This is a genomic window from Xanthomonas prunicola (assembly GCF_025266575.1).
In the GTDB taxonomy this organism is placed as follows: domain Bacteria; phylum Pseudomonadota; class Gammaproteobacteria; order Xanthomonadales; family Xanthomonadaceae; genus Xanthomonas; species Xanthomonas prunicola.
In genome coordinates this window covers 3589263-3616106 of the sequence record NZ_CP096142.1, presented here as the reverse complement: position 1 = coordinate 3616106, position 26844 = coordinate 3589263, and the positions used below count along the sequence as shown (strand labels likewise).

Annotated in this window: 23 protein-coding genes, 1 other RNA gene and 4 pseudogenes; 7 read left to right on the top strand and 21 right to left on the bottom strand. The window is 58.8% G+C overall.

The genetic code is table 11. The features are described from left to right. Positions 1-36: 36 nt before the first annotated feature. The 5 genes from M0D43_RS15560 to M0D43_RS15540 all read right to left on the bottom strand — a co-directional run bounded on the left by M0D43_RS15560 (position 37) and on the right by M0D43_RS15540 (position 4648). On the bottom strand, positions 37-2136 hold the full coding sequence (locus tag M0D43_RS15560) for a peptidase domain-containing ABC transporter (protein WP_252162123.1): 2100 nt from the start codon (positions 2134-2136) through the stop codon (positions 37-39). A gap of 149 nt (positions 2137-2285) precedes the next feature. Then, on the bottom strand, positions 2286-2663 hold the full coding sequence (locus tag M0D43_RS15555; protein ID WP_252162122.1) for a hypothetical protein: 378 nt from the start codon (positions 2661-2663) through the stop codon (positions 2286-2288). A gap of 156 nt (positions 2664-2819) precedes the next feature. Further along, entirely contained in the window at positions 2820-3020 is a 201-nt protein-coding gene (locus M0D43_RS15550) for a hypothetical protein (RefSeq protein ID WP_252162121.1), read from the bottom strand. Positions 3021-3107: 87 nt separating this feature from the next. Beyond that, complete coding sequence (locus M0D43_RS15545; protein ID WP_252162120.1) at positions 3108-4373, bottom strand: HlyD family secretion protein; 1266 nt, start codon at positions 4371-4373, stop codon at positions 3108-3110. Next, a complete protein-coding gene (locus tag M0D43_RS15540; protein WP_252162119.1) occupies positions 4370-4648 on the bottom strand; it encodes a hypothetical protein in 279 nt (92 codons plus the stop codon). Before M0D43_RS15540 ends, M0D43_RS15545 begins: the two co-directional genes overlap by 4 nt. 211 nt (positions 4649-4859) lie before the next feature. Between M0D43_RS15540 and M0D43_RS15535 the strand changes: the two are divergent. The 4 genes and pseudogenes from M0D43_RS15535 to M0D43_RS15520 form a co-directional block, all read left to right on the top strand. After that, a pseudogene (locus M0D43_RS15535) lies at positions 4860-5024 on the top strand (IS3 family transposase); the annotation flags it as partial. Positions 5025-5118: 94 nt separating this feature from the next. After that, complete coding sequence (locus tag M0D43_RS15530) at positions 5119-5412, top strand: transposase (protein WP_252162118.1); 294 nt, start codon at positions 5119-5121, stop codon at positions 5410-5412. Continuing rightward, positions 5409-6269: an IS3 family transposase gene (locus tag M0D43_RS15525; RefSeq protein WP_252162117.1), complete on the top strand. Its 861-nt coding sequence runs from the start codon at positions 5409-5411 to the stop codon at positions 6267-6269. The genes M0D43_RS15530 and M0D43_RS15525 overlap by 4 nt, the downstream gene beginning before the upstream one ends. 32 nt (positions 6270-6301) lie before the next feature. Continuing rightward, a pseudogene (locus M0D43_RS15520) lies at positions 6302-6693 on the top strand (DDE-type integrase/transposase/recombinase); the annotation flags it as partial. 295 nt (positions 6694-6988) lie between these two features. Here the strand turns inward: M0D43_RS15520 and M0D43_RS15515 are convergent. The 3 genes from M0D43_RS15515 to M0D43_RS15505 form a co-directional block, all read right to left on the bottom strand. After that, entirely contained in the window at positions 6989-7867 is an 879-nt protein-coding gene (locus M0D43_RS15515; protein ID WP_252162116.1) for a rhomboid family intramembrane serine protease, read from the bottom strand. 229 nt (positions 7868-8096) lie between these two features. After that, positions 8097-8267, bottom strand: coding sequence for a hypothetical protein (locus tag M0D43_RS15510; RefSeq protein WP_252162115.1), 171 nt, complete (start codon positions 8265-8267; stop codon positions 8097-8099). A gap of 608 nt (positions 8268-8875) precedes the next feature. Continuing rightward, positions 8876-9619 carry a helix-turn-helix transcriptional regulator gene (locus tag M0D43_RS15505; protein ID WP_260807348.1) on the bottom strand — a complete coding sequence of 248 codons (744 nt, stop codon included), beginning with the start codon at positions 9617-9619 and terminating at the stop codon, positions 8876-8878. A gap of 16 nt (positions 9620-9635) precedes the next feature. Here M0D43_RS15505 and M0D43_RS15500 point away from each other — a divergent pair, with 16 nt between their 5' ends. Both M0D43_RS15500 and M0D43_RS15495 read left to right on the top strand, forming a co-directional pair. Next, on the top strand, positions 9636-12998 hold the full coding sequence (locus M0D43_RS15500) for a GH92 family glycosyl hydrolase (RefSeq protein ID WP_252162114.1): 3363 nt from the start codon (positions 9636-9638) through the stop codon (positions 12996-12998). A gap of 197 nt (positions 12999-13195) precedes the next feature. Beyond that, positions 13196-14283, top strand: a protein-coding gene (locus tag M0D43_RS15495; protein ID WP_252162113.1) for an IS3 family transposase whose coding sequence is annotated in 2 segments (ribosomal slippage) — positions 13196-13448 and positions 13448-14283 — 1089 coding nt in all. Because the reading frame shifts where the segments join, the coding sequence is not laid out codon by codon here. An 18-nt stretch (positions 14284-14301) separates the two neighbouring features. On the opposite strand, the pseudogene M0D43_RS22205 reads toward M0D43_RS15495, so the two are convergent. The 13 genes and pseudogenes from M0D43_RS22205 to M0D43_RS15430 form a co-directional block, all read right to left on the bottom strand. Continuing rightward, positions 14302-14508, bottom strand: a pseudogene (locus M0D43_RS22205) (phosphate acyltransferase); the annotation flags it as partial. A gap of 134 nt (positions 14509-14642) precedes the next feature. After that, positions 14643-15011, bottom strand: coding sequence for a hypothetical protein (locus M0D43_RS15485; protein ID WP_484637058.1), 369 nt, complete (start codon positions 15009-15011; stop codon positions 14643-14645). Positions 15012-15110: 99 nt separating this feature from the next. After that, positions 15111-15731 (bottom strand): hypothetical protein, encoded by a 621-nt coding sequence (locus M0D43_RS15480; RefSeq protein ID WP_252162110.1) that lies wholly within the window; start codon positions 15729-15731, stop codon positions 15111-15113. Between the two features lie 99 nt (positions 15732-15830). Then, complete coding sequence (locus M0D43_RS15475; protein WP_252162109.1) at positions 15831-16364, bottom strand: putative toxin; 534 nt, start codon at positions 16362-16364, stop codon at positions 15831-15833. A gap of 84 nt (positions 16365-16448) precedes the next feature. Beyond that, a complete protein-coding gene (locus M0D43_RS15470) occupies positions 16449-16685 on the bottom strand; it encodes a hypothetical protein (protein ID WP_252162108.1) in 237 nt (78 codons plus the stop codon). Further along, the gene (locus M0D43_RS22200; RefSeq protein ID WP_484637057.1) at positions 16682-17809 is read right to left on the bottom strand and encodes an RHS repeat domain-containing protein; all 1128 of its coding nucleotides are present in this window, start codon (positions 17807-17809) and stop codon (positions 16682-16684) included. The genes M0D43_RS15470 and M0D43_RS22200 overlap by 4 nt, the downstream gene beginning before the upstream one ends. A 219-nt stretch (positions 17810-18028) precedes the next feature. Next, a pseudogene (locus tag M0D43_RS15460) lies at positions 18029-18190 on the bottom strand (IS3 family transposase); the annotation flags it as partial. Between the two features lie 73 nt (positions 18191-18263). Then, a complete protein-coding gene (locus M0D43_RS15455) occupies positions 18264-18656 on the bottom strand; it encodes a PX domain-containing protein (RefSeq protein ID WP_252162107.1) in 393 nt (130 codons plus the stop codon). Positions 18657-18668: 12 nt separating this feature from the next. Beyond that, a complete protein-coding gene (locus M0D43_RS15450) occupies positions 18669-19514 on the bottom strand; it encodes an RHS repeat domain-containing protein (protein WP_252162106.1) in 846 nt (281 codons plus the stop codon). A 76-nt stretch (positions 19515-19590) separates the two neighbouring features. Further along, a complete protein-coding gene (locus M0D43_RS15445; protein WP_313905081.1) occupies positions 19591-20208 on the bottom strand; it encodes a hypothetical protein in 618 nt (205 codons plus the stop codon). Between the two features lie 20 nt (positions 20209-20228). Continuing rightward, positions 20229-23330, bottom strand: coding sequence for an RHS repeat-associated core domain-containing protein (locus M0D43_RS15440; RefSeq protein ID WP_252162104.1), 3102 nt, complete (start codon positions 23328-23330; stop codon positions 20229-20231). 87 nt (positions 23331-23417) lie between these two features. Beyond that, the gene (locus M0D43_RS15435; protein ID WP_252162103.1) at positions 23418-24449 is read right to left on the bottom strand and encodes an RHS repeat domain-containing protein; all 1032 of its coding nucleotides are present in this window, start codon (positions 24447-24449) and stop codon (positions 23418-23420) included. 189 nt (positions 24450-24638) lie between these two features. Continuing rightward, entirely contained in the window at positions 24639-26162 is a 1524-nt protein-coding gene (locus tag M0D43_RS15430) for a hypothetical protein (RefSeq protein ID WP_252162102.1), read from the bottom strand. Between the two features lie 364 nt (positions 26163-26526). Here M0D43_RS15430 and M0D43_RS15425 point away from each other — a divergent pair. Then, positions 26527-26602, top strand: a non-coding RNA gene (locus M0D43_RS15425) — sX9 sRNA. The last annotated feature ends 242 nt before the right edge of the window (positions 26603-26844 follow it).

Here is a 26844-nt window from a genome sequence, read left to right as displayed (position 1 = left end):
CTGTACGAGAGCCGGTCAGCGAACATTGCCGATACATCACACAGGAACCATGTCCGCCTGCGCTGCCTGTGGCCGGAATTCTTGCACAATGCGCCCTTGCTCAAGCACGATCACGCGGTCGGCACTGGCGATGGTCTCCGGACGATGCGCCACGATCACCTTGGTCAACTTCAGTTGCCTTACCGCCGCGTTAACCAGTCGCTCGCGCATCACGTCGAGGTGGCTGGTCGCTTCATCCAGAACCAGCAACCTGGGTTGACGGTACAGCGCACGCGCCAGGATGATCCGCTGCTTCTGGCCACCAGACAGCGAGCTGCCCATGTCGCCGATCAATCCGTGGTACCCCATCGGCATCGCGGCGATATCTTCATGGACCGCCGCCAGCCGCGCTGCCGCCTCGATCCGCGCAAGGTCGAAGTCCTGGTCGAAGAAGCCGATGTTGTCGGCGATGCTTCCGGCGAACAACTGGTCGTCCTGCATCACTGCACCCACCATCGCCCGCACAGTGCGCGGGCCGATCTTGTGTAGGTCATGACCGCCGATGCGGATGACGCCTTCGGTTGGCTGGAGCAGGCCAAGCAACAGCTTCAACAACGTGGTCTTGCCGCAGCCGGACGAGCCGATGATCGCCACCGATTCACCGGCCTGAATGCTGAAACTACAGTCCCTGAGTACCCAGGGCTCGCCCTCCGCATACCGGAACGACAGCCCTTCCACTTCGATGCGCGGCTCGGCCGGTGGCAGCGCCTCCGGCAGCGCGTGATCGTGTTCAGGCGGCGTCAGCACGATGTCGGCCAGCCGTTCGCCATGCAGGCGTAGCATGCGGAATTCGATCCACTTGTCGATCAGCCCGCTCACACGCATGGCAAACTGATCCTTGTAGGCCAGGTAGGCAACCAACATGCCCACCGAGAACACGTTATCCAGCGTCAGTGTGGCCCCGATCCAGATCACTGCGATGCGTTCGAGGCCAAAGACCAATTGACTGATCGTGTTGAACCCCAGCCCCATCCGCGCCAACCTCACATCCTGATTGACGGTGTCGTTGAGCAGATTCTCATAGGTAGAACGACGCTGCGATTGTTCGCCGGCTATTTTCAGACTCTGCATGCCGCGCAACGATTCCAGCAGATGCGTCTGCTGCCTGGCGGCAGCCACCAGTTGCTGCTCGGTGCGGTCGCGCACCGGACGATACGCAAGCGCTCGAATGGCCAGATACAGCGTGACCGCCAGTAGGGTTACCAAGGCCAGCTTCCAGCTGTAGACCAGCATCAGTCCCAGCGTGACGCCTGCCATCAGCCCATCGATGATGGACTCGACGAAACTGGTGGTCAGCGTGCGCTGGATCGTCTGCACCGACGCCATCCGCGAGGTGATATCGCCCAAATGGCGTTTTTCGAAAAAGTCCAGCGGCAGCTTCATCAGATGGGCGAACACGTTCCCCATCCACTGCAGCCCCAGCCGGGAAGACAGATACACCACCGACCACCCGCGGAGCAGACCGATGCCGATCTGCAGCAGCAACGCCAGACCAAAGCCCAGGCCGACGACGACCAGCAGATCGCGGTCGGCCGACACCAGTACCTGATCCACCACCCACTGCATGTAGAACGGCGCCAGGATCACGAAGACCTGCAACGCAGCAGACAACAGCAGTATCTGCGAGAGCGCGCCCCACAGTCCGCGGATCGGGCCGGTGAGCTGGCGGGCAGAAAGGGAACGCGCGGCCTTTTCTGGTTTGAACTCCGCAGTCGGCGTGAGCTCCAGCGCAACACCGGTGAAGTATCTCGATACTTCATCAAGCGACAAGATCCGCTCGCCGATGGCAGGGTCGAGAATCGTCACCTTGACCTTACCGACTTTTGCCAGGACGACGAAGTGATTGAGATCCCAATGCAGGATGCACGGCAGTTGGAGCTGGCTCAGCTGTTCCATGTCCAACCGCAGTGGGCGGGTCGCAAAGCCGAGTTGCTGGGCGATAGTGATCAGGTGACTGAGTCTGGCGCCCTTGAGCGATAACGGAAATCGGCGGCGCAATTCCGCCAATCCCACCTGCATCCCGTGCACGGACAGCAGCATAGCCAACGCAGCCAACCCGCATTCAGCAGCTTCAGACTGGTGAATGATCGACTTCATTCAATTACCATCATGAGATAATCACACTAGGCGCTACCAAAAAACGTAGCGAGCGGTCGTCAGCCGCTCTAATTCCAATATTTATATATACACCATGTCGATAACGCAAATGACCAGTGGATACCCCCTGAGAAATATTCAAAGAATGATTACCGTAACCCGGATTTTCCGCGACGAAAGGCAAGAGCAAAGGCGAGACTTATTCCGATCATGGTCACTCCAAATACCTTGAAGAAAATTGAATCGAAATCACCTGTCAATCGCAAAAATCCAACACCCATCATAAGAAGACAAACACCAGTTAATAGATTATTGAATTTGACCGCAAACGGCGCAGACTTCACGCTTTTCTCGACCTCAGTGAAATCAACCCGAACCAGACGTTGAGTGAACATTTTCACAGAGAATATCGCCATAAAAATTGCGAATGCCATGAACGCTGAGTGCCCCCCTCCATTGATCAGTGCGTAGGCACTCACAATGGCACATACAACGTTTGCTGCCAGGATGATTGGCAGCGTAGACATGTATCGATGGTACTCAGGCATCATTGCCTCGCCGTGATATGCCAGCAGGAAACCCGGCACTACTGCGCTTGAACCGTTACTTTTAACCAAGAACATAAATTAACCCCTTGTAATCGTGGCCTGACATGCAGCCAAGCCACAAAAAATCGAACCTACTTAGTTTGCTGCCTTATAGGCGTAGTAGGCTGCCGCGACCCCTGACGCGCCTGCAATAAGACCAAGGACCGGCGAAAGTGGACTGGGAATGGCCGCTGCGCCGGCATAAGCTGAAGCAACTCCCGCATATACCGCCGACGTCTGCCCGTCACTCATGGCGCCGCTTACAGCATCGATTTCCATCATTGTCATTTCACGCATGATAAATTCCTTTTGATTAAATCTATATTAAGTGCGCAAACCTTGCGCTGCAGGACCGGAATACGCCGGGAATCATTTCACTTCCGATCATGTCCCAAGCAACTTACTTTGCAGGGCGTAGAGCGGTTCGAATACCCATTCGATCAGACTTCTGCGCTCCCCGATGATGTCGGCTTGCAACAGCATTCCCGGCTTGAGCATTTCGGGCTTGCCGTATGCCATGACGCTTTGCCGTTTCAGGGCAACGGTTACACGGTAATACGGCTCCCCCTGCTGGGCATTGCCGATCAACGCCCCCAATTCGCTCGGACTCAGGGCGCTGCGGCTGATCCGGCTCAACTGCCCTTGCTGGAGGCCAAATTTCTCATAAGGAAACGCCTGATAGCGCAGCAACACCGTATCCCCTGGAGCGATGAAGCCAATGGCTCGGCTGGGTACCAGTAGCTCGGCTTCCATGCGTCCATCGCCCGGCACCACGCTCATTAGCGGTTGCCCGAGCTGGATCGCTTGCCCCGGCTTTGCCATCTGGGTCGCAACCACTCCTGCCACCGGCGTGGTCACCACCAATGCGCCATTGACCTGGGTTTGCACCTGCTCCTGCTCCACGGTTGCCGCATCCCGTCGATAGTCGGCCCGCACGCCATCGCGCTGCCCCGGCAGGACCTGCAGCTGCTGTTCGATCTGCGCCGCGTTGCGGCGCATTTCCGTTGCCTGACGCTGCAAGGCCTGCATCTGGCCGGTGTACTCCAGCGCGCTGGATTCCTGCTGCTTGATCTGCAGGGCGCTTACGTATCTGTCGTCCTGCAATTGGCGCCAACGTTGCAAAACCTCATTGGCAAGCAGCACCTGGCTGCGGCGGGTGGAGATCTCGGAATTTACCTGAACCAACTCCTGGCGCACATTAACCAGTTGTGCGCGCAGCCCTTGTTCTTGCGCATCGAGCTGTTGCAACTGCGCCTGCTCTGATGATTTCAACCCTTCGCCGCGCTGACGCAACTGATGTTGCAGCGCTTGCTCCGTATCTCCACTCCCCAGGGTTGCACGCGGGACAGTCACCACGGCAAGGAGCTGCCCGACTTTCACGCGCTGTCCTTCGCTGACGTCGAGCCGGGTCACCACGCCCGTAGCAGGCGCCATGACGGTAGCAAGGCCCCTGGTCGGCACCAGCTGCCCGGTGACGATGGAACGGTGGGCATAGGTCCCGATGCAAAGGAACGTCATCGCGGACACCGCAACGAATACGGCAGCCGCCCCAAGCACCCAGCTGCGTAGCGGCTGGGCCAGGGAGATCCCGCCAAGCCAACCGGCGCGGCGCGCTTGCAAAACTTCTGCGCGGAACAAGGGCTGATTCATCGAGCGGCATCGCAGCTGGAACCAGAATGCAGCGTGTCCCTGCCCCACAACGCCACCGCCAGGTAGACGCGCAGGCCTACGCATCCAGCAAAGAACAGGAACAGGTGTCGCGACAGTTCGAACCCAGACTGGATGCAAGGCGAAAACGCGCAACCGATCACCGCTGCGATCATCACTTGCCGACTTGGTTTATTACCTCTCGGCCCGGCAATGCCGACGATCATCTGCCATTCCGCAGGCGCGCCGATCAATATCCGCATCAAAAAATAAAGCAAGCCACAGTCCTCGGGCTGACCGGACGAGATTCCCGCTTCGACCGCGCCGAAGGTTCCCGTCCTGCGCTTCAATTAGGGGCCTGAGCCTGCCGAAGCTCAAGCGCAATGGTGTGCCAGAACCGACAGCCGCTCGGGGCCATGTCGGACCGACACGACATGCAGCGCCGGCCAGCGCCCGCTCCTGCCAAGAGCTAGGCCAGCCCCTATATTGCGGCTGATGAAGCGGCAGGGTCTGCGCGGCGTCATACGGGGCAAGACGCCGCGCACGACGGTAAGTGGCCCGAAGGCGCCGTGCCAGCTCGATCATGTGAAACGAAAATTCAAGGCCGACCGGCCTAATGCGCTGTAGGTCAGCGAATTCACCTACGTCTCGATGTGACAGGGATGGGTCTATCTCACCTTCGTCATTGAGCCACCCCTAATAACTCGGACACCTGAAAGCGAGGACAATCCTCGCACGGAGGTGTTCGATGCAGAAGCGGCAGCGGTTCACGGCGGAGTTCAAGCGGGAAGCAGTGCGGTTACTCAAGGCGGGAGATCGGCCAGCGGCCGTGATCGCGCGGGAGTTAGGCATCCCGCGCAACCGTCTCTACAAGTGGGCTACGGATCTCGATGCGAAGGGCGCTGGCGCCTTTGGCGGCAGTGGCCGGCCCAAGGCCAACCCGGATGAACTGGCCAAGCTGCAGCGCGAGAACGAGCGGCTGCGCCAAGAGAACGAGATCCTAAAAAAAGCGGCGGCGTACTTTGCGCGGGAGCTACCGTGAAGTACGCCTGGATCCGAGACCAGCGAGGTTACCGGGTGCGCTGGCTCTGCCATGCGCTGGGCGTATCGCCCAGCGGCTACTACGCGTGGTGCGCTCGCCGTCCGGGGCCGCGCGCACAGGAGAATGCCCGGCTATTGCAGCGGATCGAGCAGTTGCACGCACACACCCGCGAGGCGTATGGCAGCGAGCGCCTCTGGCGCGCGTTGCGTCAGCAAGGTGAGACCTGCGGCCGGCATCGGGTGCGGCGCCTGCGGCGGGTACATGCGATCCGCACCAAACGGCGGCAACGCTACCTGCGCACGCGCAGCACCTATCAGCGTGTGGCGGTGGCGCCTAACCGGCTGGCATGGCCGTTCGTCAGTCCGGGGCCAGATCGGGTGTGGGTGGCGGACATCACCTTCGTGCCGACCCGGATGGGCTGGTTGTACTTGGCGGCGGTGCTGGACATGCACAGCCGGCAGATCGCGGGCTGGGCGATGGGTGAGCGGGCCGACCAGGCGTTGGCCAGCGCTGCACTGGCCATGGCCCTGCACCGCCGGCGGCCAGCGCAGGGCGCAATCCACCATAGCGACCAGGGCACGCAATACACCAGCGGTGCATATCAGCGGCAATTGCAGGAAGCCGGGCTAGTCGCGAGCATGAGTCGCAAGGGCATGCCTTACGACAATGCAGTGATGGAAAGCTTCTTCAGCTCGCTCAAGCAGGAACTGACGCACCACGAGCGCTTCGCCAGTCTCGACGAAGCGCGCGGGAAGGTGTTCGAGTACATCGAAGCGTTCTACAACCGGCAGCGGTTGCACAGTGCGCTGGGCTACCGCTCGCCGGCCGAGTTCGAAAAGATGGTTGTTGTTCCCTAATTAACCTGTCCGAGAAATCGGGGGTAGCTCACATCGACCTCTTCGCCCGTCGCATCGTGGGCTGGAAGGCGTCGTCCTCGCTGCAGACCGACTTCGTGTTGGACGCGCTCGAACAGGCGCTCTAGGTAAGAAGGCCGGCCGGCCCGAGTTGCTTGATCCATCACAGCAACCGAGGCGTTCATTACGTGTCGATCCGCTAAACAGAATGGCTCGCTGAGGCCGGCCTGGAGCCGCCTACCGCCAACGTGGGCAACTCCTACGACAACGCGCTGGCCGAGATCATCAACGGTCTCTACAAGGCCATCGCAAGTGGTCTTGGCGCACGCGCCAGGACTTCGAGCGGGCCACGCTCTCCTGGGTCGACTGGTTCAACAACCGCCGATTGCTGGAGCCGATCGGCAATATCCCACTGACCGAGGCTTAGGCCCACTACCATTCGCACTCCCCTGAGTCCGTCATGTCGGCATGACTCAAACCAACGGGCCTCCTGAAAAACTGGGGCGGTTCAGAGCTCGACATCCAGTCGTAACGGACGAGCAGAGAATCCCAACTTTTGCGCAATACGAATGATCTGTCTCATTCTCAAAAAATTTCAGCGAAACTGAGAAACGGTGCCTCCGCTTCGTCAGAGGCATTCTCATTCCATTCTCGGAGACGACCATGGCAATCGCAGCCAAGCCACATTCAATGGTTCCAGATTGGACGATTGCTCGCATAAGTCAAGGCATCCCTGGAAGTTGAAGCCGATGCATATCTTGGTCAATATCAATTTTCAATCCGAATACCAGAAAACCCGCAATGCTACCCAATAGCAACCCGGCTGCATGCACGAACCAACTTGACCTGGGATCCAGCAACGAGGAAACCACCAGTGTCGCGCATGCGAAGTAGGCGATCATCCATCCCAGTGCAGAAGGAAATATCTTTCGATGGCGAATAGTCAAACCGATGAACCAGCCATACAGTGCGAACACCCCGCCGGACATTCCCAAAAAAGCATCCGAAGACACCCAGTGCGGGAGAAATCCCAGGATGAACGACGGCAACAGAACGCCAGAAAGGAAAACCAGCCAGATGGCATATGCTCGACCAATTGCGAAGCACAAACCAGCTATCACCATCAGCAAGGACACGTTGGAGATCCAATGGACCAGTCCTGCATGCAGAAATGGCCCTGACAGATAGCGCCATGGTTCGTCGTGCGCACGTTCGAAAACCAGGCCATACTGATTGATCAAGCTGAGAATATCGCCAGAACCTGCCTGTAAAGCAAACTGCGCTCCCCCTATCGCAAGCATCAGGAGTGCAATGGCGACCAATTGCCGATTGGGCTGCAAATAACACCAGGCGCAAAATCGCGAATATTCACAAATATTCACGCGCCGACGAAATATCACAGCCCATTGGAAAGCGACAAATAAAGCAAGCAAGACGATTGCTCCACCAGCCTTGGCGAAGAAAGCGTCTTGCATCACCACACTGGCCGTAAAAAATCCTGTCGCCATGCACACCATCAGCAAGAGCAATAGAAGATACTGCCGCAAGGCTCTCTGTTGGAGTCGCTCTGAAAGCGACTTGATGCAGATGGGAGGAAGCATGCGAGCATCACCAGGCACCGAGACCAATACTGGATCAAACGGATGCCAACGTAGCGTCGCGCGTCGTACCGCAGATTCACTGTCAAGCTGCCTACCGAAAGGAGGACGCCATACAGACCAACTACCTGATGCGGGAGGAAAGCTTTTGTCGGAATTCCAGTACATGCCACTCCACGTTACGATGAGAACTGTCGCCTAGCGGTCAGCGAGGCGACAGTTTAAAAAAAAGTTACTGCTGATAGTGCCCAACGATCAGCATCGCACCACCCACCAGCAGGCCAAAGGCTCCAGTCACCGGGCCACCAGCAAAGCCGATGCCAATGACAGCAATACCACCGGTTGTAAAGTCGCTCATGCCGCCGTCGACCTGCTCAATTTCAGCTTCCTCTAGTTCATGCATTACCGTCTCCTTTCTCTTCTGACACAGTGCCCCGTGCCTCGGGTTTCGGGCTGACCCCAAAAATTTTACCAATTAAAAAATTAACTTAATATAGTAAACGAATGACTCAAAAAGTTCGAACCCAGACTGGATGCAAGGCGAAAACGCGCAACCGATCACCGCTGCGATCATCACTTGCCGACTTGGTTTATTACCTCTCGGCCCGGCAATGCCGACGATCATCTGCCATTCCGCAGGCGCGCCGATCAATATCCGCATCAAAAATAAAGCAAGCCACAGTCCTCGGGCTGACCGGACGAGATTCCCGCTTCGACCGCGCCGAAGGTTCCCGTCCTGCGCTTCAATTAGGGGCCTGAGCCCGCCGAAGCTCAAGCGCAATGGTGTGCCAGAACCGACAGCCGCTCGGGGCCATGTCGGACCGACACGACATGCAGCGCCGGCCAGCGCCCGCTCCTGCCAAGAGCTAGGCCAGCCCCTACATCTGCATGCCAGCACACCGCGCTGATGCGACATCGGCAATCGACCCACCAGGCCAGATCTGCACGGTACCGCTGGCCGTCTGGCGATGCAGATCGCATGAAAACCACCCTGCATGCCAGCCCGACGGTTTATGTCATTCCAGGTAGGCCGACGCGCTTTCCAGTAGCGCGATCACCGTCGCCAGGAACGACACCGGAACGTGCCGGGAAAGTTGCAGCATGCGCGACTCCAGGCGGCGCCGCGAATCGGGCACCACTGTGCACTGCCAGTCTGGGCGAGACCTCGCCGACTGCGAGCCACTCGAAGCCGACCTGCAACTCCTGGCTCAGCGCGCGCAGATTGTCGACGCTTGGAACAAAGCCGCCTTCGCGCTCCCAGTGCGCGATCGTGGCGCGATGTACTCCCAACTTGTTCGCCAGCGCTCCTTGCGAAATGCCCAGCGCCCTGCGTGCCGATTTGATGCGTCCCGCAATCACAGCATGATCCACCTGACGACCCTCCGGTTGAGAGCTTCCATACGCATCGGCTTCCACCCATGCGCCCAGTTGGATTCTGCGCAAACTGCGAACTCTGTCAATCGTTGCGGCGATGGCGCTGGACCGCGGTGACGGATCATCTCCAGCCTGTACCGTCGTTTTCCTCGCCACGGCGCCACGCAAACCGACGTTCGATTGATTAACCAAATCGAAAATAGAAGAAATATTTTCTACTACTAACGCATAGCGAAGGTATGCTTCGCTTCCGGTTCGGCAGCGCTGCTGTGCTGTCTGGCTCGGGTTTGCACGACAATGCTGGCAGGGTAGGCCACCACCGAGCTGGCGAATGGCTAGTCGCGCTTCCAGCCGGATGGACGCGCGACCCGCTCGCGCCAACAGGAGATATCGCTACATGACGTTGCCCGCTGTCCTGCTACGCCCGCGTGGTTTAGCGCTGATGATCGTGTATGCGCTGACCGGCGCCGCTTCGCAGCCGCTGAGCGCGGCGACCGGGTTTTCAAGCGGATTCGACGATGGTCAGCCTCGGCCCGTGAGCGCGGCAGTGGGTAATGTGCGAATCGCCATCGGCACCGGCCCTGCTGTGCCATATGCGGCCAAGCCCAACGCTGGTTACAGCGGTGCGCATGCACTGCGCTACGACAGTGGTGGTGCAGGCGGGCGGCGGACGTTGTTTACCAGCGATCTCTTGATCGGTGCCGATACGACGGTGTCGTGGTTAGTGTTGCCGGAAAGTTTGGGCAGCGATCATGTGGCCTCGACCTATGTATCGCTGGATCTCGTGTTCGACGATGGCACTCGGCTATCGAGCACCGCAGCACGCGATCAGCACGGCGTTGCGCTGGGTGCAAAAGCGCAAGGCGATTCGAAGACGCTGTACCCGCAGCAGTGGGCGCGCAAGCAAGTGCGGCTGGGCGAGGTGGCCGGGCTGCGCGGGCGCCGCGTGCGTGCGATCGAGCTGGAAGTGACGCCGCCGGCCGGCGCCAGCGCGGCCGGTTGGATCGACGATATCGCCATTGCCGAGGTGCCGCCGACAACGCCGGGGCGGCCATCAGATTGGGTGTTGACCACGCGCGGCACGCAATCCAATGGCACGTTTTCGCGCGGCAATAATTTTCCTGCGACGGCGCTGCCGCATGGCTTCAACTTCTGGACGCCGGTGACCGATGCGGGAACGCTGACCTGGCTGTACCGCTGGAACGAACACAACGGTGCTGACAATCGCCCGCGCCTGCAGGCGCTATCGCTGAGTCACCAACCCAGTCCGTGGATGGGTGATCGGCAGACGTTTCAGGTGATGCCTTCGCTTACTGCCGGCGTGCCGGAAGCCGATCGCAGCAAGCGGGCGCTGGGGTTTTCGCATGACGACGAGCAGGCCCGCCCCTATCGCTATGCCGTGCAGCTGGACAACGGCATTCATGCCGAAATCGCACCGACCGATCACGCGGCGCTGTTTCGCTTTCGCTTCCCGGCGCGGGGCGATGCCAATCTGCTGTTCGACAACGTGGATGCGCGCGGCGGGCTGCAACTGGATGCGGCAACCCAGACACTCTCCGGTTACACCGATGTGCGCAGTGGTCTGTCGACGGGTGCGACGCGCATGTACATCTATGCCAGCTTCGATGCGCCCTGGCACAGCAGCGGCCTGCTCGACACTGGCCGCCCGACCGGTTGGATCAAGTTCGATGCTGGCAGCGCGCGACAGGTGCAGATGCGCATCGCCACCTCGCTGATGTCGGTGGATCAGGCCAAGCACAATCTGGAACTGGAGATTGCAGCAGACGCGGATTTCGAGCAGGTCGCCGCGCGCGCGCAGGATGCCTGGGATGCATTACTGGGGCGCTTCGAGGTGCCCGATGCCACTGCCGATCAGAAAACCACGCTGTATTCCAACCTGTACCGGCTGTACCTGTATCCGAACTCAGCGCATGAAAACGTGGGCACTGCGAGTGCGCCGGATTGGCGCTACGCCAGCCAGAACAGCTGGTCGGACGACAATATCGACGGCAGCGCGGTGCGCAGCTTCGCACCGATCCGCGATGGCCGGGTGTACGTCAACAACGGGCTGTGGGATACCTTTCGTACGGCGTGGCCGGCGTATGCACTCTTCGCGCCCGACGATGCCGGCACCTTGGTGCAGGGGTTTATAGAGCAATCGCGGGCGGGCGGATGGATTGCGCGCTGGTCATCGCCTGGTTATGCAGACCTGATGGTGGGCACCAGCTCCGATGTGGCGTTTGCCGATGCATGGCGAAAAGGCGTGCAAGGCTTCGACCCCGCCGAGGCCTACGCCGCTGCGCTGAAAAACGCCACGGTCGTTGCATCGGACCGGCATGTCGGGCGCAAGGGTATGGCGCGCTCGACCTTCCGCGGCTACACCGATACCGATACGCACGAAGGCATGTCGTGGTCGATGGAAGGTGCGCTCAACGACTTCGGCATCGCCAATATGGCTGAGGCGTTATCCCGCCAGACGACCACCGCGGCAGCGCGCGAGCGGTATGCGACCGAGGCGCTGTATTTTCGCCACCGCGCGGCGGGGTATGCGGTACTGTTCGATCCGGCGATCGGCTTCTTCCAGGGTCGCAAACCCGATGGGACATGGCGCGTGGATGCGGCACAGTACGATCCACGCGTGTGGGGCAACGATTACACCGAATCCAGCGGGTGGACGTTTGCGTTCACTGCGCCGCACGATGGCGAAGGTCTTGCTGCGCTCTATGGTGGCCGCGCCGCATTGGCCGCAAAACTGGACACGTTTTTCGCCACGCCCGAGACTGCCCAAGCGCAGTTTGCAGGCTCGTATGGCAACACGATTCACGAGATGACCGAAGCGCGCGATGTGCGCATGGGGATGTACGCGCATAGCAATCAGACTGCGCACCATATTCCGTGGATGTATTTGTATGCCGGGCAACCGTGGGAAACACAGCGCATTACCCGCGAGATCCTGGCCCGCCTGTTCCTGGGTAGCGAGATCGGCCAGGGTTACGCTGGCGACGAAGACAATGGCGAGATGTCGGCGTGGTATCTGTTCGCCGCGCTGGGGCTGTATCCGCTGCGCATGGGCGCGCCGGAGTACGTGATCGGCTCTCCATCGTTCAAGCAGGCGCGCGTGCGCCTGCCTGGCGGCGGCACGCTGACCGTCAATGCGCCACAGAATTCGCCGCAGAATGTGTATGTGCAATCGCTCAGGCTCAATGGCACACCGTGGCGCAAGACCTGGTTGCCGCATGCGGCGATTGCCGAGGGTGCGACGCTGGACTTCGACATGGGGCCCACGCCCTCGCGCTGGGGCAGCGGAGCGGACGATGTGCCGCCGTCGTTGACCGCGCCGGGGAAACCCCCTACCCGGTTGGCCGATCTGCTTGGGACGGATGCGCGCGTTGCGCTGGACGATGGTGGCGATGCAGCAGCATTGCATGACGACGATGCGGGGACGGTGGTGGCGGTGTCGCGTGCGTCCACCATCACGTTGAGTGGACTCCAGAACGGCACACCGACGCTGTATACCTTGACCAGTGGCACTGCGGCAATTGGCGCTAGTGCATGGACACTGGAAGCACGCACTGCGGGCGGTGCGTGGAAGATCGTCGATCAACGCAGCGACGAGCGGTTTCAGTGGCCGCTGCAGACGCGTCCATTCCGGATAAAAACCCCTGGTGCGTATGCGGAGTATCGGCTGCGACTGAAGATGCCGGCGCGTGCGGAACTGGCAGAAATCGAGTTACTGAGCGATGTGCCGCAGACGCGATGAAGCCGGGCAGTTTTAGTGCGTTTGGTTTTCGCTGACATCTGATCGGCAAGCATTGTTGCTTGCGTTGAATCCGTGCTTTCGGCTTCAGCTTTTTATGCCAGCGCTGATTCGAGACCGGGGCTGGGCCCGGTAATCCCCCCACAGGTTAGCTGACGCCAGAAGTGGAATTTTCTCGTACCCTTTTCTGATGAGGTTCCATGAAGACATCCCGTTTCACCGACAGCCAGATCATCGCCGTCCTCAAACAGGCCGAGGCCGGCACGTCAGTGCCGGAGTTGTGCCGAGAGCACGGCATCAGCTCGGCAACGTTCTATGAGTGGCGCAGCAAGTTCGGCGGCATGGATGCGTCGCTGATGTCCCAGCTCAAGGAGCTGCAGGACGAGAACCGGCGCCTGAAGAAGATGTACGCCGAATCGCAAATGGCTGCCGAAGTACTTCGTGAGGCGATGGCAAAAAAATGGTGAGGCCATCTCAACGCCGGGAGATGGCCCGATGGGCGGTGGCGAACAAGGCGATGAGCATCCGGCATGCCTGCCAGGCGTTTGAGGTCAGCCAGACCTGCTACCGCTATCAAGCCAAGGCCAGCGAGGAGAACGTCCAGATTGCCGATTGGCTTGTCCGGTTGACCACGACCTATCGTGATTGGGGGTTCGGCCTATGCTTTCTGCACCTGCGCAACGTGAAGGGCTTCGGCTGGAACCACAAGCGGGTGTACCGCATCTACCGGGAGCTGGAGTTGAACCTGCGGATCAAGCCGAAGAAACGGCTGGTACGTGAGCGTCCAGAGCCGTTGTCGGTACCGGAGACGATCAACCAGGTCTGGTCGATGGACTTCATGCACGACCAGTTAGCCGATGGTCGCAGCTTCCGGTTATTTAACGTGCTCGACGACTTCAATCGCGAGGGTCTGGGCATTGAGGTCGACCTGTCGCTGCCATCGGCCCGGGTGATCCGCTCGTTGGATCAGATCATCGACTGGCGCGGCAAGCCAAACGCCATTCGCTGCGACAACGGCCCGGAGTACATCAGCGGCGCGCTGCTAGCTTGGGCACAGCAGCGCGGCATTCGGATCGAGCACATCCAGCCGGGCAAACCGCAGCAAAATGCCTACGTCGAACGTTACAACCGCACCGTCCGCTACGCTTGGCTGGCCACAACGTTGTTCGACACCATCGAGCAGGTTCAGGACAAGGCCACGCGCTGGCTATGGACGTATAACCATGAGCGCCCCAACATGGCGCTCGGCGGTATCACCCCAGCAATGAAATTGGCGATGGCCGCGTAGCTCCACTTTTGGCGAACGCTAAAAGCGGGGGATTACCTTATCGGCTGCAGCTTTTTCCGCGTCGCGCTGTCTGCGGATCTGCGCATCCACCGCCGCGATGGCGGTCATGTTCATCACCCGGCGCGAGGTGGCGCTGGTGGTGAGGATATGCACCGGCTTGGAGATGCCCATCAGGATCGGACCGATCGCCACGCCGTCGGTGAACACGCGCACCAGGCTATAGGCCCGGTATGTTGGTAGGCCGCCACTTACGTGACGCTGCGCCTGCTTGTCCATACAGATGATAGTTACCTCGACGACCTGCCCGGCTGCGTTGGTGGTCGCCACCGGGCTGCCCAGCGCGTCGTTGTGTTGGTAGGTCACCGTTTCCGCGCCGCCCGACGCAGGGCGCGCCCGCGTTGCCACGACGCTACCCGCCAAATAGAGGTAATCGGTGTCGATGCGTCGGCCTGGCTATACAGCTGGTAATTGCAGGCCCCCGAGCCGCAGGCGATGACACGCCTGCCGTACCCGTCGTAGGCATACCATTGCTTGCCGACCACCGAACGCAGTTGGTTGCCCAGCGTGAAGCTGTACGCCTGGCCGTTCTTGTTGGTCAGGTTGCCCTGCGCGTCGTAACCCAGGCCCACCACGCTCGCGCCGGTCGTTGTCTCCGTCAGGTTGGTCAGGCGGTTGGCGCTGTCGTAGTAATAGTCGTAGCTCGTCGTTCCTGTCGCATGCGTGCGCAGGTTGTCCTGTCCGTCATAGCTGTAACGGTGCGCGCCGGCGCCGCCGAAGCTGGGCGAACGTTTGCTCTGGCGATTACGATAACGAGATCCTTTGGCTCCTCACAGGGAGAGAGTGCCGCTCGCTTTTTGGTGTCTTTCCAGCCGACGAAAGATCTTGATCTGCTTGCCAAGATCCAGATCGTCGCGCAGCTCCAGCAGCTTCATCTTCGCCTTCGGCGATTTGGAGCGGATCAAGGCAATCAGCAAGGGAGCGCGATCCAGCCCAAGACTCTTTTCGTCCAACAACCGGATCACATCGTCCAGCACCGTATCGTCCGCTGCGCCGCTCAAGGCAAGCGCTGCCACGTAACGGATTTCCGGCGCAAGGCTGAGGGTGTTCTTCTCGAAGATTTCTACGAGCTGATCCCAGTACTTGCGTGCATGGGGCGTTGCCAGCCTCCGTAGGATTACCTCCCGTACTCGTTTTGGGTAATCAAATGACACATGTTCGAGCAATACAGGAACGGCCCTCGGATCAAATTCACCGTTTCCGCCCAACTCCTCAATGGAATTGACGTTAACACCTGCCCTTCTTAAGGCGGCGACGACAGGAGCGGAATTTTTTACATATTCCTCTATCGCTTTCTGATGAGCCAGTTCTTTAGCGCGACTCAGCGCCAAATACTCTTCGTCCTTATTCAGTTCAGCCATCAACTCTGCAGCTGTTTTTCTGTCCTTCATTGAATATCCCTCAACATTATTTCCTTAGACTTAACTGCATCCTCAAGCGGCTCTGAAAGTTTTGCGCCCGGCCTCACATAGAGATGAAAATCAAGGCCATTACGCTTTAGAAAAACTGACATAGTCTCGTAACTGCCTGGTGTAGCTCAAGGATTGTGTATTTTTGACCTCACTAATTGTCCCGAGCGTCCAATTTATACCATCAGGCATCCTTAGCCTTCCATTTAAGACGAAGAATTCCTTACCTCCAATGTCATACGCAGCACGCACCGCGTCCTCGCCCATCCTACCAAGCCTGACAGCCATCAAACCGCCACCCGCCAACTTGAATCCGGCCCCTTCCGGCATATCGAGCAACGGGTACCAGACATCATGCGCGATCGCACCGAAATCGGTGATGCTGCCATCGCCAGTGACCCAGTTCCTGTCAGTGAAAGCGGAGATGAATCCATTCGTCGAACTAGCGGACTGGGCACTTCCCGTCGCCCCGCCTTGCGTCCTGGAACCCGAATTTCCGATATACGCACAGATATTCGACCCGGTAGGCTTTTCGCAACGCCCATCCGGATCGGTGAACCTGTAGGGATTGCTGGCCGCATACCAATGGCGATCCAGAGTTCGTACTAGACGCATGTCGCCATCCGAGAACGGGCGTTCTTCGCGCCGCCAGCGAAGCCGTAGAAGCGACAGGCACACTAGACAACTGGACGCCAGTCACTATATAAGCAGCCTATCTATCAGGCTTTCGAGGGCAACCCCTTCCTTGGTCGGCTCATAATTCTCGTCAAAACCAATGCGCTGGAGAAGATCAGAGCACGCATCTCTCATCTCGTTGTACTGCGATTCCGTCCCTATAAGAAGGGATTTATCAACAAGAAGCCTCTCAGCAATTGCCATTGTCTCAGGATGAGACAGAAGCAAGTCACTAACGAACGCTGTTATTTCAATGGTCATCTCTGCTTCTCAAGCAACTTTTCGGCTGTCCTCGTCGATGTAGGATACACCGTGACAATCTTCCCCGTTTCAGGATTAACTACCACTGTAACTTGCGACCCCACCACTTTCTGACTCTGGCGTCCCAATGCATCGACTTTTGCTTCAGCCACTTTCAATGGATTCTTGATAGCATCTAAAATCTGACCAGGCTTAACTCCTCGATTGATTGCCTGATCAACCGCGTGCGCGGTCATACCTTTAATAGATAGCTTTGCGGCACCTTCTGCAACTGCCTCGCCTGCTTTTAAGACAGCCCCGCCTTTCCCCAAGGTCGCAACCTCAAGAATGGCCATTGCGCCGTTGCCTTTCCCTGCAGCAGCGCCCTTGTCAGCAACTTGACTCAGCCCTTCCGCCCCAAAGAAATTCCAGGTCGTCCCTGCAAATGCCCAACCATAGGTTGAAGCATTATCGCCACGCGATGCCGCAGCCATCGCATTTTCATCGATCATCTCGCCGACACTTTGACGACCATCTGGATCGGAGAAACGATACGGATTATTGTTTGCGTACCAGTAACGATTGAAGTTCTGGCCGGGCTTTTCATACGCCGTCACCGGATCGATGGACAAGAACCGAGGAATCGCCGGATCGTAGTAGCGCTGCTGCATATAGATCAGCCCGGTCCCGCCATCCATCGGATGGCCGGTGTAGCCGATGCCGTCCACCGTCTTGCCGATCGCCGCGCCGTAGGGTTCGTACTGGGTGCGCTCGACCACCTGCCCGGCCGCGTTGGTCGTCGCCACCGGGCTGCCCAGGGCGTCGGTGTGCTGGTAGGTCACCGTGCCGTTGCTGCGCGTGGCCAGCAGACTGCCGGCCAGGTAGACGTACTCCATGGTGCCTTGTCCGCGCCGTTCTTCGTATAGCAGCTGCCCGGACTTATTGTAGAACGCCTTCAACCGGCTACCTGACGCATCCAGCGCATTGGTCCGCAGGCCTTGCGCGTCGTAGCGGTAGGTTTCCTTGCCTTGCACTTCGCGCAGGCGGTTGCCGTAGTCGAACGTGTACGCCTGCGCATTCTTCTGCCGCAGATTGCCCTGGGCGTCGTAGCTCAGCCCCACGATGGTCGCGCCGGCATCGTCCACCACATTGGTCAGCCGTTGATTGGCGTCGTACCAGTAGTTGTGCTGGCGCACAGCACAGGGCCGGTCGCGAGGGCCAGCAGCAAGCCGACCCAGCCGCTTGTCCACCGGGTCATCTGCGGCTTGCGCGTGGGCAATGCATCGATGCTCATCGCGCCAGCCCTCCGCGATCGATCTCCGTGGGTTTGCCGAACGCGTCCCTGAGTATGTTGGTGGAGACGCTCTCGGATTGTAGAAAATCTCGATGTAGTCGCACGCTTGAGCCCGTTCGGTATCCTTTGCTGGATAGGTCCGTCGTCTGATCCGCTCGCGCTTGAGCAAGCCAAATAAGCTCTCCTCCGGCGCATTGTCGTGGCAGTTGCCGCGCCGACTCATGCTGCACACCGGTGGGCGATTCACTATGCCGCAACGTTAACCGCATAACCTGAAAAAAACCTGTGGATCATTACAACAACACCTACTTAGGTTCCGACTCCGCCAGTTCCGGATGGACCAAAATCCACTGACGATAGTTACTGAAAAACAGCCGACGAGCAGCCAAAAAGAACTTTTCCATCCGACCGATGAGGAAGAAGGTGAAGCCAGAATCATGCCCCTCGTTCTCTGAGTACTTTCCCGCAGTGACTTCCCATATGTCGTGAACCCAGTAATAAGACGCAAACCATCCTGCACCAACACCAACTACGGAGTGCGCTGCCATTCTCTTTTCCAGCAGTTCTTTTGCCTTATGCGAGGCATTAGCAGCATTGACCGCTATGACAAAGAAAGTGGTATGGAACCCACCTGTAAGCCGACCCATTTCCGGGGATTTCACAAACACCCCTTCTATCATAATTTGATATGCGTTCATGCAGATGTGTACTTATCTCTTCTTATCCAACTCTTCAGATAGACGTTTTGAGTCAAGCCGACCCTCCACTCGGAAGTAGCCCTGGAAACCACCGTCTTGCCCCATCTTGACCCCCGGCATTGGCACCCCAGTCGCATCACTTATAGCGCCCATAGCATTGTTCCAACGCGATACATCTGATTGCTCGGCGGGTCTTGGGGCAGGGTCAGGCATGTATTCCGCAGCTTCAGCGACTTGATCTAGGGCACCTGCCGCCGCAATCGTGGCGACACTTAACTTACCCCAGAACGTATGGCCTAGCTTTCCCTCGACCTGATAATGAGGCAACCCTTTGCTTCCATCTTCCAATTCATGAGCCGCATGCTTTAACTGACCATCTCTGCCACCATGGGCTGCTGTTTCAATCTGGCTTGCCACCTGTCTTCTGTCCGCCACGACGTTTTGCTCCGCGCGTCTGGCGAGGACAGCCTGTTCTTGCGTAATCCGACCTAACTTACGCATGCCGTCAGCAGTGAGCTTGACAAGCCAAGCCACCTTCCCTTCGTTTCCGTCTGGATCGACGAACTTGTATGGGTTATTGCGTGCGTAGCAGTAACGACAAAAGTTCGTTATCGGCTTATCGTAAGCAGTAACTGGATCAACGCTTAGCATCATACCCAGTTGCGGGTCATAGAACCGCTGCTGCATATAGATCAGCCCGGTCCCGCCATCCATCGCATGGCCGGTGTAGCCGATGCCGTCCACCGTCTTGCCGATCGCCGTGCCGTAGGGTTCGTACTGGGTGCGCTCGACCACCTGCCCGGCTGCGTTGGTCGTCGCCACCGGGCTGCCCAGCGCGTCGGTGTGCTGGTAGGTCACCGTTTCCGCGCCGCCCACCGCAGGGCGCGCCCGCGTTGCCACGACGCTGCTCGCCAGATAGAGATCCTTTGGCTCCTCACAGGGAGAGAGTGCCGCTCGCTTTTTGGTGTCTTTCCAGCCGACGAAAGATCTTGATCTGCTTGCCAAGATCCGGATCGTCGCGCAGCTCCAGCAGCTTCATCTTCGCCTTCGGCGATTTGGAGCGGATCAAGGCGATCAGCAAGGGAGCGCGATCCAGCCCAAGACTCTTTTCGTCCAACAACCGGATCACATCGTCCAGCACCGTATCGTCCGCTGCGCCGCTCAAGGCAAGCGCTGCCACGTAACGGATTTCCGGCGCAAGGCTGAGGGTGTTCTTCTCGAAGATTTCTACGAGCTGATCCCAGTACTTGCGTGCATGGGGCGTTGCCAGCCTCCGTAGGATTACCTCCCGTACTCGTTTTGGGTAATCAAATGACACATGTTCGAGCAATACAGGAACGGCCCTCGGATCAAATTCACCGTTTCCGCCCAACTCCTCAATGGAATTGACGTTAACACCTGCCCTTCTTAAGGCGGCGACGACAGGAGCGGAATTTTTTACATATTCCTCTATCGTCTTCTGACGAGCCTCCTCCTTGGCCGCCCTCATTGCAAGATAATCGTCCCATTTACCCTCAGCTTTAAGCTGCGCGTGATGCTCCTGAAGAGTCATCCAGCCGGATTTATCTTTTTTCACGGAATATCCTTTATCACAATATCGCCTGCCGCTTCCGCTTGACGAAGTGGGGCTGAAATTTTCGCACCCGGCCTCACATAGAGATAAAAATCAAGGCCATTCGCTTTAGAAAAACTGACATAGTCTCGTAACTGCCTGGTGTAGCTCAAGGATTGTGTATTTTTGACCTCACTAATTGTCCCGAGCGTCCAATTTATACCATCAGGCATCCTTAGCCTTCCATTTAAGACGAAGAATTCCTTACCTCCAATGTCATACGCAGCACGCACCGCGTCCTCGCCCATCCTACCAAGCCTGACAGCCATCAAACCGCCACCCGCCAGCTTGAAGCCAGCCCCTTCCGGCATATCGAGCAACGGGTACCAGACATCATGCGCGATCGCACCGAAATCGGTAAGGCTTCCGTCACCTGTGAGCCAGTTCCGGTCGGTGAAGGCAGAGACGAACCCGTTATTGGATGAGGTAGCCGCGAAGCCAGCACTGGCAGATCGTTTCTCCCCAGCAGCGCCGCCCTGGGGCGTGGAGCCCGAGTATCCGCCGCTTGCGCAGATGTTCGAGCCAGTGGGCTTTTCGCAGCGCCCATCCGGATCGGTAAACCGATAGGGATTGTTAGCCGCATACCAGTAACGATTGACGTTGGCACCGCTGGTGGTGTCAACGGTCATCGGATCGACCGACAGGAACCGTGGAATCGCCGGGTCGTAATACCGCTGCTGCATATAGATCAGCCCGGTCCCGCCATCCATCGCATGGCCGGTGTAGCCGATGCCGTCCACCGTCTTGCCGATCGCCGCGCCGTAGGGTTCGTACTGAGTGCGCTCGACCACCTGCCCGGCTGCGTTGGTCGTCGCCACCGGGCTGCCCAATGCGTCGGTGTGCTGGTAGGTCACCGTTTCCGCGCCGCCCGCCGCAGGGCGCGCCCGCGTCGCCACGACGCTGCCCGCCAGATAGAGGTAATCGGTGTCGATGCTCTTCCTGGCATCCTGGGTATAGAGCAACGCGCCCGCCTGGCTATACAACTGGTAGGTGCAAGGCCCCGAGCCGCAGGCGATGACACGCCTGCCGTACCCGTCGTAGGCATACCATTGCTTGCCGACCACCGAACGCAGTTGGTTGCCCAGCGTGAAGCTGTATGCTTGGCCGTTCTTGTTGGTCAGGTTGCCCTGCGCGTCGTAACCCAGGCCCACCACGCTCGCGCCGGTCGTTGTCTCCGTCAGGTTGGTCAGGCGGTTGGCGCTGTCGTAGTAATAGTCGTAGCTCGTCGTTCCCGTCGCATGCGTGCGCAGGTTGTCCTGTCCGTCATAGCTGTAACGATGCACGCCGTTGCCGCCGAAGCTGGGCGAGGCCGCCACTTTCAGCCGGTTGCGTGCGTCGTACTCCAACGTCCGGCTGTACGTATCGCCTTGGGTCTGATCCAGAATCGCGGTGACATTGTCGTTGGGATCATAGCTGTATTGATATTGCTGTACCCCCGAATCGGACACCACTGCTGGCAGCTGGCGCACGTTCATGGACATGCTGTGGACGACACCGTTGCCGTAAGTGAATTGAGCAACCGCTCCGTTGGGGTGGTACCTGATCCCGTAGGCAAAGCTGCCAACCTGAGTCGGCTGACCAAGCGCATTGGGCGCATAGTCCACCAACAGGCTGCTCGGATACAGCAGGCGTGCCAACGCGCCATTGGCGTCGTAGGCGTAGCCGACCATTAGACTGGTCCATCCGTCGGTTCCTTCGCCGGTCAGCAAACGCCGTTTGTTGTAGCTATAGGTGTTGACTACCACCTTGCCGCCACCATCGGTCGTGTTGGTCTCGATCCGCGCTGGCAAACCATCGGGGGTATATTTCCAGCGCTGATCTCCATTCTTGTCGGGGAAAGAGAGCCAGGACAATCGATTGCGTACATCGTAGTTGCGCAGGACCACACGCCCCGATGCCAATGCCTCCTCACGGTTGCAATTGTGCAGCTCAGGAAGCGAGAGGCCTCCGGCCGTCCAACCGATATTCCCAGCAGTATCGTAATCGACCACCGTGGCACCGGTCTCCGGCTCGATGGTCTTGCACAGGCGCTCGTATTCGTCGTACACGTAGCGACGCGCGACCGATGCGGGGGCGGGAACCTTGAAGATGCCGGAATTGGCGAGCAGATTGTTCCCCCCGCCAACCGGCGAGATGCCATGGATATAGATCGCCTGATTGGCATAGCGCTGGCGTGCTGCGGCATCCAGCGGAATCGAGAAGCGATAGGCACTGCCCTGTGCGCGACATGCGCCGGCAATTGCTGCATCGCTGGCTTGATTGGCGGTCACGGCAGTGAAGAACGTGCCGCTGCCCGCCGGGCCGCCGAGGTAGACATGGACGTCTACCGACGTATTACGGCCGGTCGAGCATGCCCAGCCACCGATGCTGTACGGCCCACCTTGCGCGGCCGCAACCCCGTCGATGTTGCCGGTAATGACCGACTGCTCGACGGTGACCGACAGTGGCGCCGATGTGGTTTGCTTGCCGTTGTTGTCGGTCGCGCGCGCGGTGATGCTGTGGCCTCCCGCTGGCGCCCCTGTCCATGACAGGTAGTAGGGAGAAATGGTGCTGCTGCCGATGGCGTTGCCATCGGCGAAATAGTCGACCTGTACCACGTTGCCATCGCTATCGGAGGCGTTGGCTTCCAGACCCACAATTGCTGGTGCAAAGAAGGGCCCGCCGATTGCATCGTACAGGCTGATGCTGGGCGGCTTGTCGCCCGCAGCGACGACGCTGACTGCACGCGTCGGCGTGGTCGCCGAACCGCCATGATCGCTGGTCGCGCGTGCGGAAAAGTTGTATGTGCCCGGTTGCAATCCATTGACGACGAACGAGATGCTCTCCTTGTAGCCAACTTGCGCTATCGCGGCACCACCTTGATAGAGCGTGATGGAGGAGACGTTGACTCCATCGTCGATGGTGCCGGCGGAGGCGCTGACCACCACGCTAGCCGGCGCGGTCAGCACGGTATTGGCCGCGGGGGCGCCAAGCTGTACCCAGACGTATGGGTTGACTTTCTGCGCATACGCGACCGTGGACAGCAGCGTCCAGCCGCATAATATAAGTAAACGACGCAACATTCGGCTTGCCTTCGATGTTAGCCAATGCCTGCCGCCAGGCCCGTCAGAGCCCAGCGGTGCCAAGTTCCCTTCGATCGCACTTCTCGGTTAACGGTCCGGCCCGGAGCGCAGCAGCTCCAACGGCTTGCCGAAGATGTCACGGGTGATAACAGTCGAAACGCCTTCCGGCTCGTCGATCGTCACAGGCAGCGCGTCGCTGGGCTGATCGAAGACCTGGAAGCGTTCGGCGGTCGTGTTGCCGCGCGGATCGGTGGTCAGGCGCTGAAAGCCGGCCAGATACGCCATGGTGGTGGCGAGCACGCCGCCTTCGGCGTCGCGTTCCACCCGCGTGGCACGCCCCAGCATGTCGTACTGAGTGCGTGTTCCCGGTACGGATTGGGAGTAGTCGGTAATCCCCCGTTGCGGGTAGGACTGAAAGACCAAACGCCCGGCGCGGTCATAACGCTTGATCACCTGCATCGACGTCGCGGCTCGATTTGCTTGATCGAACGTTTCTTCCACTACCGGACGCCACAGCGCGTCGAGATAGTGGATGACCTGCTTGTTCCCTTGTGTCGTGGTAACGCGCCAGTGTCCGGGTGCAAGCCCCAATTCCGAACTGGCGACGATTCGGAAATCCGATATGAGGGGATTCCATGCGGTTTCATCGCTGGCGGGATAGCTCAATCGCGTCAAGCGCCCCATCGCATCGTAACCGTAGGTGGACGCGTAGCCGTTGGCATCGGTCGTGGACTCGATCCAGCCCATGTCGTTGATCGCGGCGGACACGACGTTACCATCCGCATAACGGATCGACTCGGGAATCCCGCGTTTCCATGAGGACACGGTGGTCGTATTGCCCCCCGCATCGGCGGCGCTCGCCACCAAGCCATTGGCAGAATAGGACAGCGTTTGTTGCAGCTTGCCGAACGCATATTGCCGGACTGGCAGCGCGGTGGTGTCGTCGTAGTCGGTGCTGACAACGACTTTTCCGGTTTCCGAATTGACCTGACGCAGGATCTGCCCCATCGTCCAGAGCGCGGGCTGATCGTAATATGTCAACACGTCTTGACGGCTGAAACCCAGACTGCTCCATCGCGTCGTCGTCAGCGGCCTTGCCATCGCATCAAACACGTTCACGCTGCGATTGAACGTAACGCCGTCAAGCGACACACTCTTTGCGCTTTCCGGACGCAAGTACTCCGAGGAGAATCCATCGCCTCTTTCCTGTTGGGTGTTTCCGATCCTGGTGGCGAACTGCTGACCCTCGAAAGGCCATAGGTAGGTGAAGGTATCGACTTGCTGGATGGAGGTGGGTCCCGACCCTTTCTACACCTTTAGCAGTTTGCCTTCGTTGTAGCGATAGCTATTGCCAAAGGTGTAGCGCACCCAGATTCCTTCCGGCTCGCTGACTTGGGTTATTTGGCTGCCTGAACAGCTCTCCGACTTGCAGATCACTGCGCCACACTCGCCGCTGGTGCAAGTGGGACCGGTACCGGAGGCGAACGAGGCCGTTCCGCCGTACGCATAATTCCATTCCGCCGCATCGATACCCGGACCGGATAGACGTTTCTGGGTGAGGGCAAAGCCGTCGTAAGTCATCGCATAACGCGCGATGTCGTCGTTGGGATCGTTGTTGCGTGCTGTGTAGTTGTTGCACACACGTGGCACATTCGAACGTCCCCGTGCTACGACGCTGACAGTGAACTCACCGATTGCACCGGAAGGATGAGTGATCGTCCCTTTTGCGTTGGGCGGACTGACGACAAATCCCGGATAGCCGCAGGTACGGACGATATCTCCAGGCGAGACTGCCTGCTCATAAAAAATGGCCGCCGACGCCAATCCTGACAGATCGAATGCCCAGTGGCTGCCATCAGGCAAGTCGACCGCGCTCAGATGTCCTGCGGTAGCCGACGGATAGCTGTAATGGTATGTCCACGACTGGGTGCCGTTGCGGATCTGCGAGATATGTCCACGCTCGTTGTAACTCAACGCGATAGCACGACCATCGCTGCTGGAAACGGAGGCCAGCGTGGCAGGCGCATTGGCGGCATTGGTATAAGTGTAGTTGACCCAATTGCCGAAGCGGTCTTCGACCCTGGTGGCGTAAAGCACCGCCTGGCGCCTCCCCAGCGTTTTTACGCTGCCATCGGGATCGGGACGCTCCAAGATCGGCTCCATATACTGCGCCTGCCAGTCGAACCAATACTTCACACCATCTGGGGTGATCGCCAGGAAGCCCTCGCCAGAGGCATTCTTCTGCTGGGGGATACACGAAAAATAGGTGAAATCCGGCGCCAGCCAGGTGTAGGGACCGCCGCTGCCAGGCTTGGGCAAATTACCATTGCTGGCGACGAGCATATCTTGGCGCCCGCGTCCGGGAATGATGACTTGGTTGCCGTGCCAATACTCGCTGGCGAGGAACAAACCGCCACTGCCGGAAGACCCGACCATCGGCGGTTGGCCATTGCCATTGTGGGTGCAGGCACTCGCCCAGCCCGTCGTGCTGGCAAAGACCCCGGAAAGGCGCGGAACCTCCAGATCCCAGTCTGCGAACGGAAGGTCGTTGATCGCGTAGCCCTGACGGTTGCCGACCGTCAAACTACGGCCGACATTCAAATTCAGCGCATTGCCCGGCACCTCGATATCGACCGAGGAAAAACTCAGCGCTCCGCTATAAAGATCCACCTGATCGCCGAACAGCGTCGGCCCAAGCACGGTCAGGGCCTGTCGGTTGTGTATCAGCTTGTCGTACTCTTCCCAAGGCGCCTTGCCATTCGACTGTGCGCCGGCCAATCCTGAGAAGAAAATTCCCCACATCACTACAAGCCGTTTCCAGCTCAAAGGCATTTCGGGTCTCCATTGGCATCCCTGTCTGGCCCGAATCATCCAGGCACGCCGCCACAGGCGTCAAGAAATAATTTAAATTATAATAAGTAATATAAAAAATGGAATTTCATCGTAACTAACCTTGCCCGCCATCGCTCCAGCCGATCTTGCAAAGGAGGTTGCCGTGCGAGGTGATGCAGCCTCTTCCGATGAAAACTAGCAAGGTGCCGCGTTCAGCATCGGCGCAACCTCCGCAGGCGGGCTTGTTGCTGATAGAGCTCACTGCGCGCGAGGACAACGCATCGGCGCATTCTTTCAGCTTAAGAGCGTTTGACAAAACTACCATGCAGCCGCCAGGCGGGCGCGGCTGGTGCTCGGAATCCTCATGTGCCACGCGTACACTCCGGTTCCTGCGCGCCGTCCACATCCATCTGACAACTGCTCGCTACGTTTCGTTAGCCACCCTAAGCTGCATATCCCTGCTATAGCGCGCAGCAGCGTGTCGAGCCCAACAGCGAACTGCTCGTTACCGCAATGAAGAAGGTCACGAGAATATTGTTCGATGAGGTTCTTATGCCGCAGGGGCTGCCGTGGTTCGCTTCAGTTATCGGGGTGCTTCAACCATCCGCGAACGGGCATGCCGGGAGATGATGCAAATCGATTTGCTATCGCTCTGCACCCAACTTGTGTGCAGAGCGACCAA

Coding starts and splice junctions, on each gene's coding strand:
- M0D43_RS15560 (WP_252162123.1), bottom strand. CDS start 2,136: ATGAAGTCGATCATTCACCAGTCTGAAGCTGCTGAATGCGGGTTGGCT.
- M0D43_RS15555 (WP_252162122.1), bottom strand. CDS start 2,663: ATGTCTACGCTGCCAATCATCCTGGCAGCAAACGTTGTATGTGCCATT.
- M0D43_RS15550 (WP_252162121.1), bottom strand. CDS start 3,020: ATGCGTGAAATGACAATGATGGAAATCGATGCTGTAAGCGGCGCCATG.
- M0D43_RS15545 (WP_252162120.1), bottom strand. CDS start 4,373: ATGAATCAGCCCTTGTTCCGCGCAGAAGTTTTGCAAGCGCGCCGCGCC.
- M0D43_RS15530 (WP_252162118.1), top strand. CDS start 5,119: ATGCAGAAGCGGCAGCGGTTCACGGCGGAGTTCAAGCGGGAAGCAGTG.
- M0D43_RS15515 (WP_252162116.1), bottom strand. CDS start 7,867: ATGCTTCCTCCCATCTGCATCAAGTCGCTTTCAGAGCGACTCCAACAG.
- M0D43_RS15510 (WP_252162115.1), bottom strand. CDS start 8,267: ATGCATGAACTAGAGGAAGCTGAAATTGAGCAGGTCGACGGCGGCATG.
- M0D43_RS15500 (WP_252162114.1), top strand. CDS start 9,636: ATGACGTTGCCCGCTGTCCTGCTACGCCCGCGTGGTTTAGCGCTGATG.
- M0D43_RS15480 (WP_252162110.1), bottom strand. CDS start 15,731: ATGAAGGACAGAAAAACAGCTGCAGAGTTGATGGCTGAACTGAATAAG.
- M0D43_RS15475 (WP_252162109.1), bottom strand. CDS start 16,364: ATGCGTCTAGTACGAACTCTGGATCGCCATTGGTATGCGGCCAGCAAT.
- M0D43_RS15470 (WP_252162108.1), bottom strand. CDS start 16,685: ATGACCATTGAAATAACAGCGTTCGTTAGTGACTTGCTTCTGTCTCAT.
- M0D43_RS15455 (WP_252162107.1), bottom strand. CDS start 18,656: ATGAACGCATATCAAATTATGATAGAAGGGGTGTTTGTGAAATCCCCG.
- M0D43_RS15445 (WP_313905081.1), bottom strand. CDS start 20,208: ATGACTCTTCAGGAGCATCACGCGCAGCTTAAAGCTGAGGGTAAATGG.
- M0D43_RS15440 (WP_252162104.1), bottom strand. CDS start 23,330: ATGTTGCGTCGTTTACTTATATTATGCGGCTGGACGCTGCTGTCCACG.
- M0D43_RS15430 (WP_252162102.1), bottom strand. CDS start 26,162: ATGCCTTTGAGCTGGAAACGGCTTGTAGTGATGTGGGGAATTTTCTTC.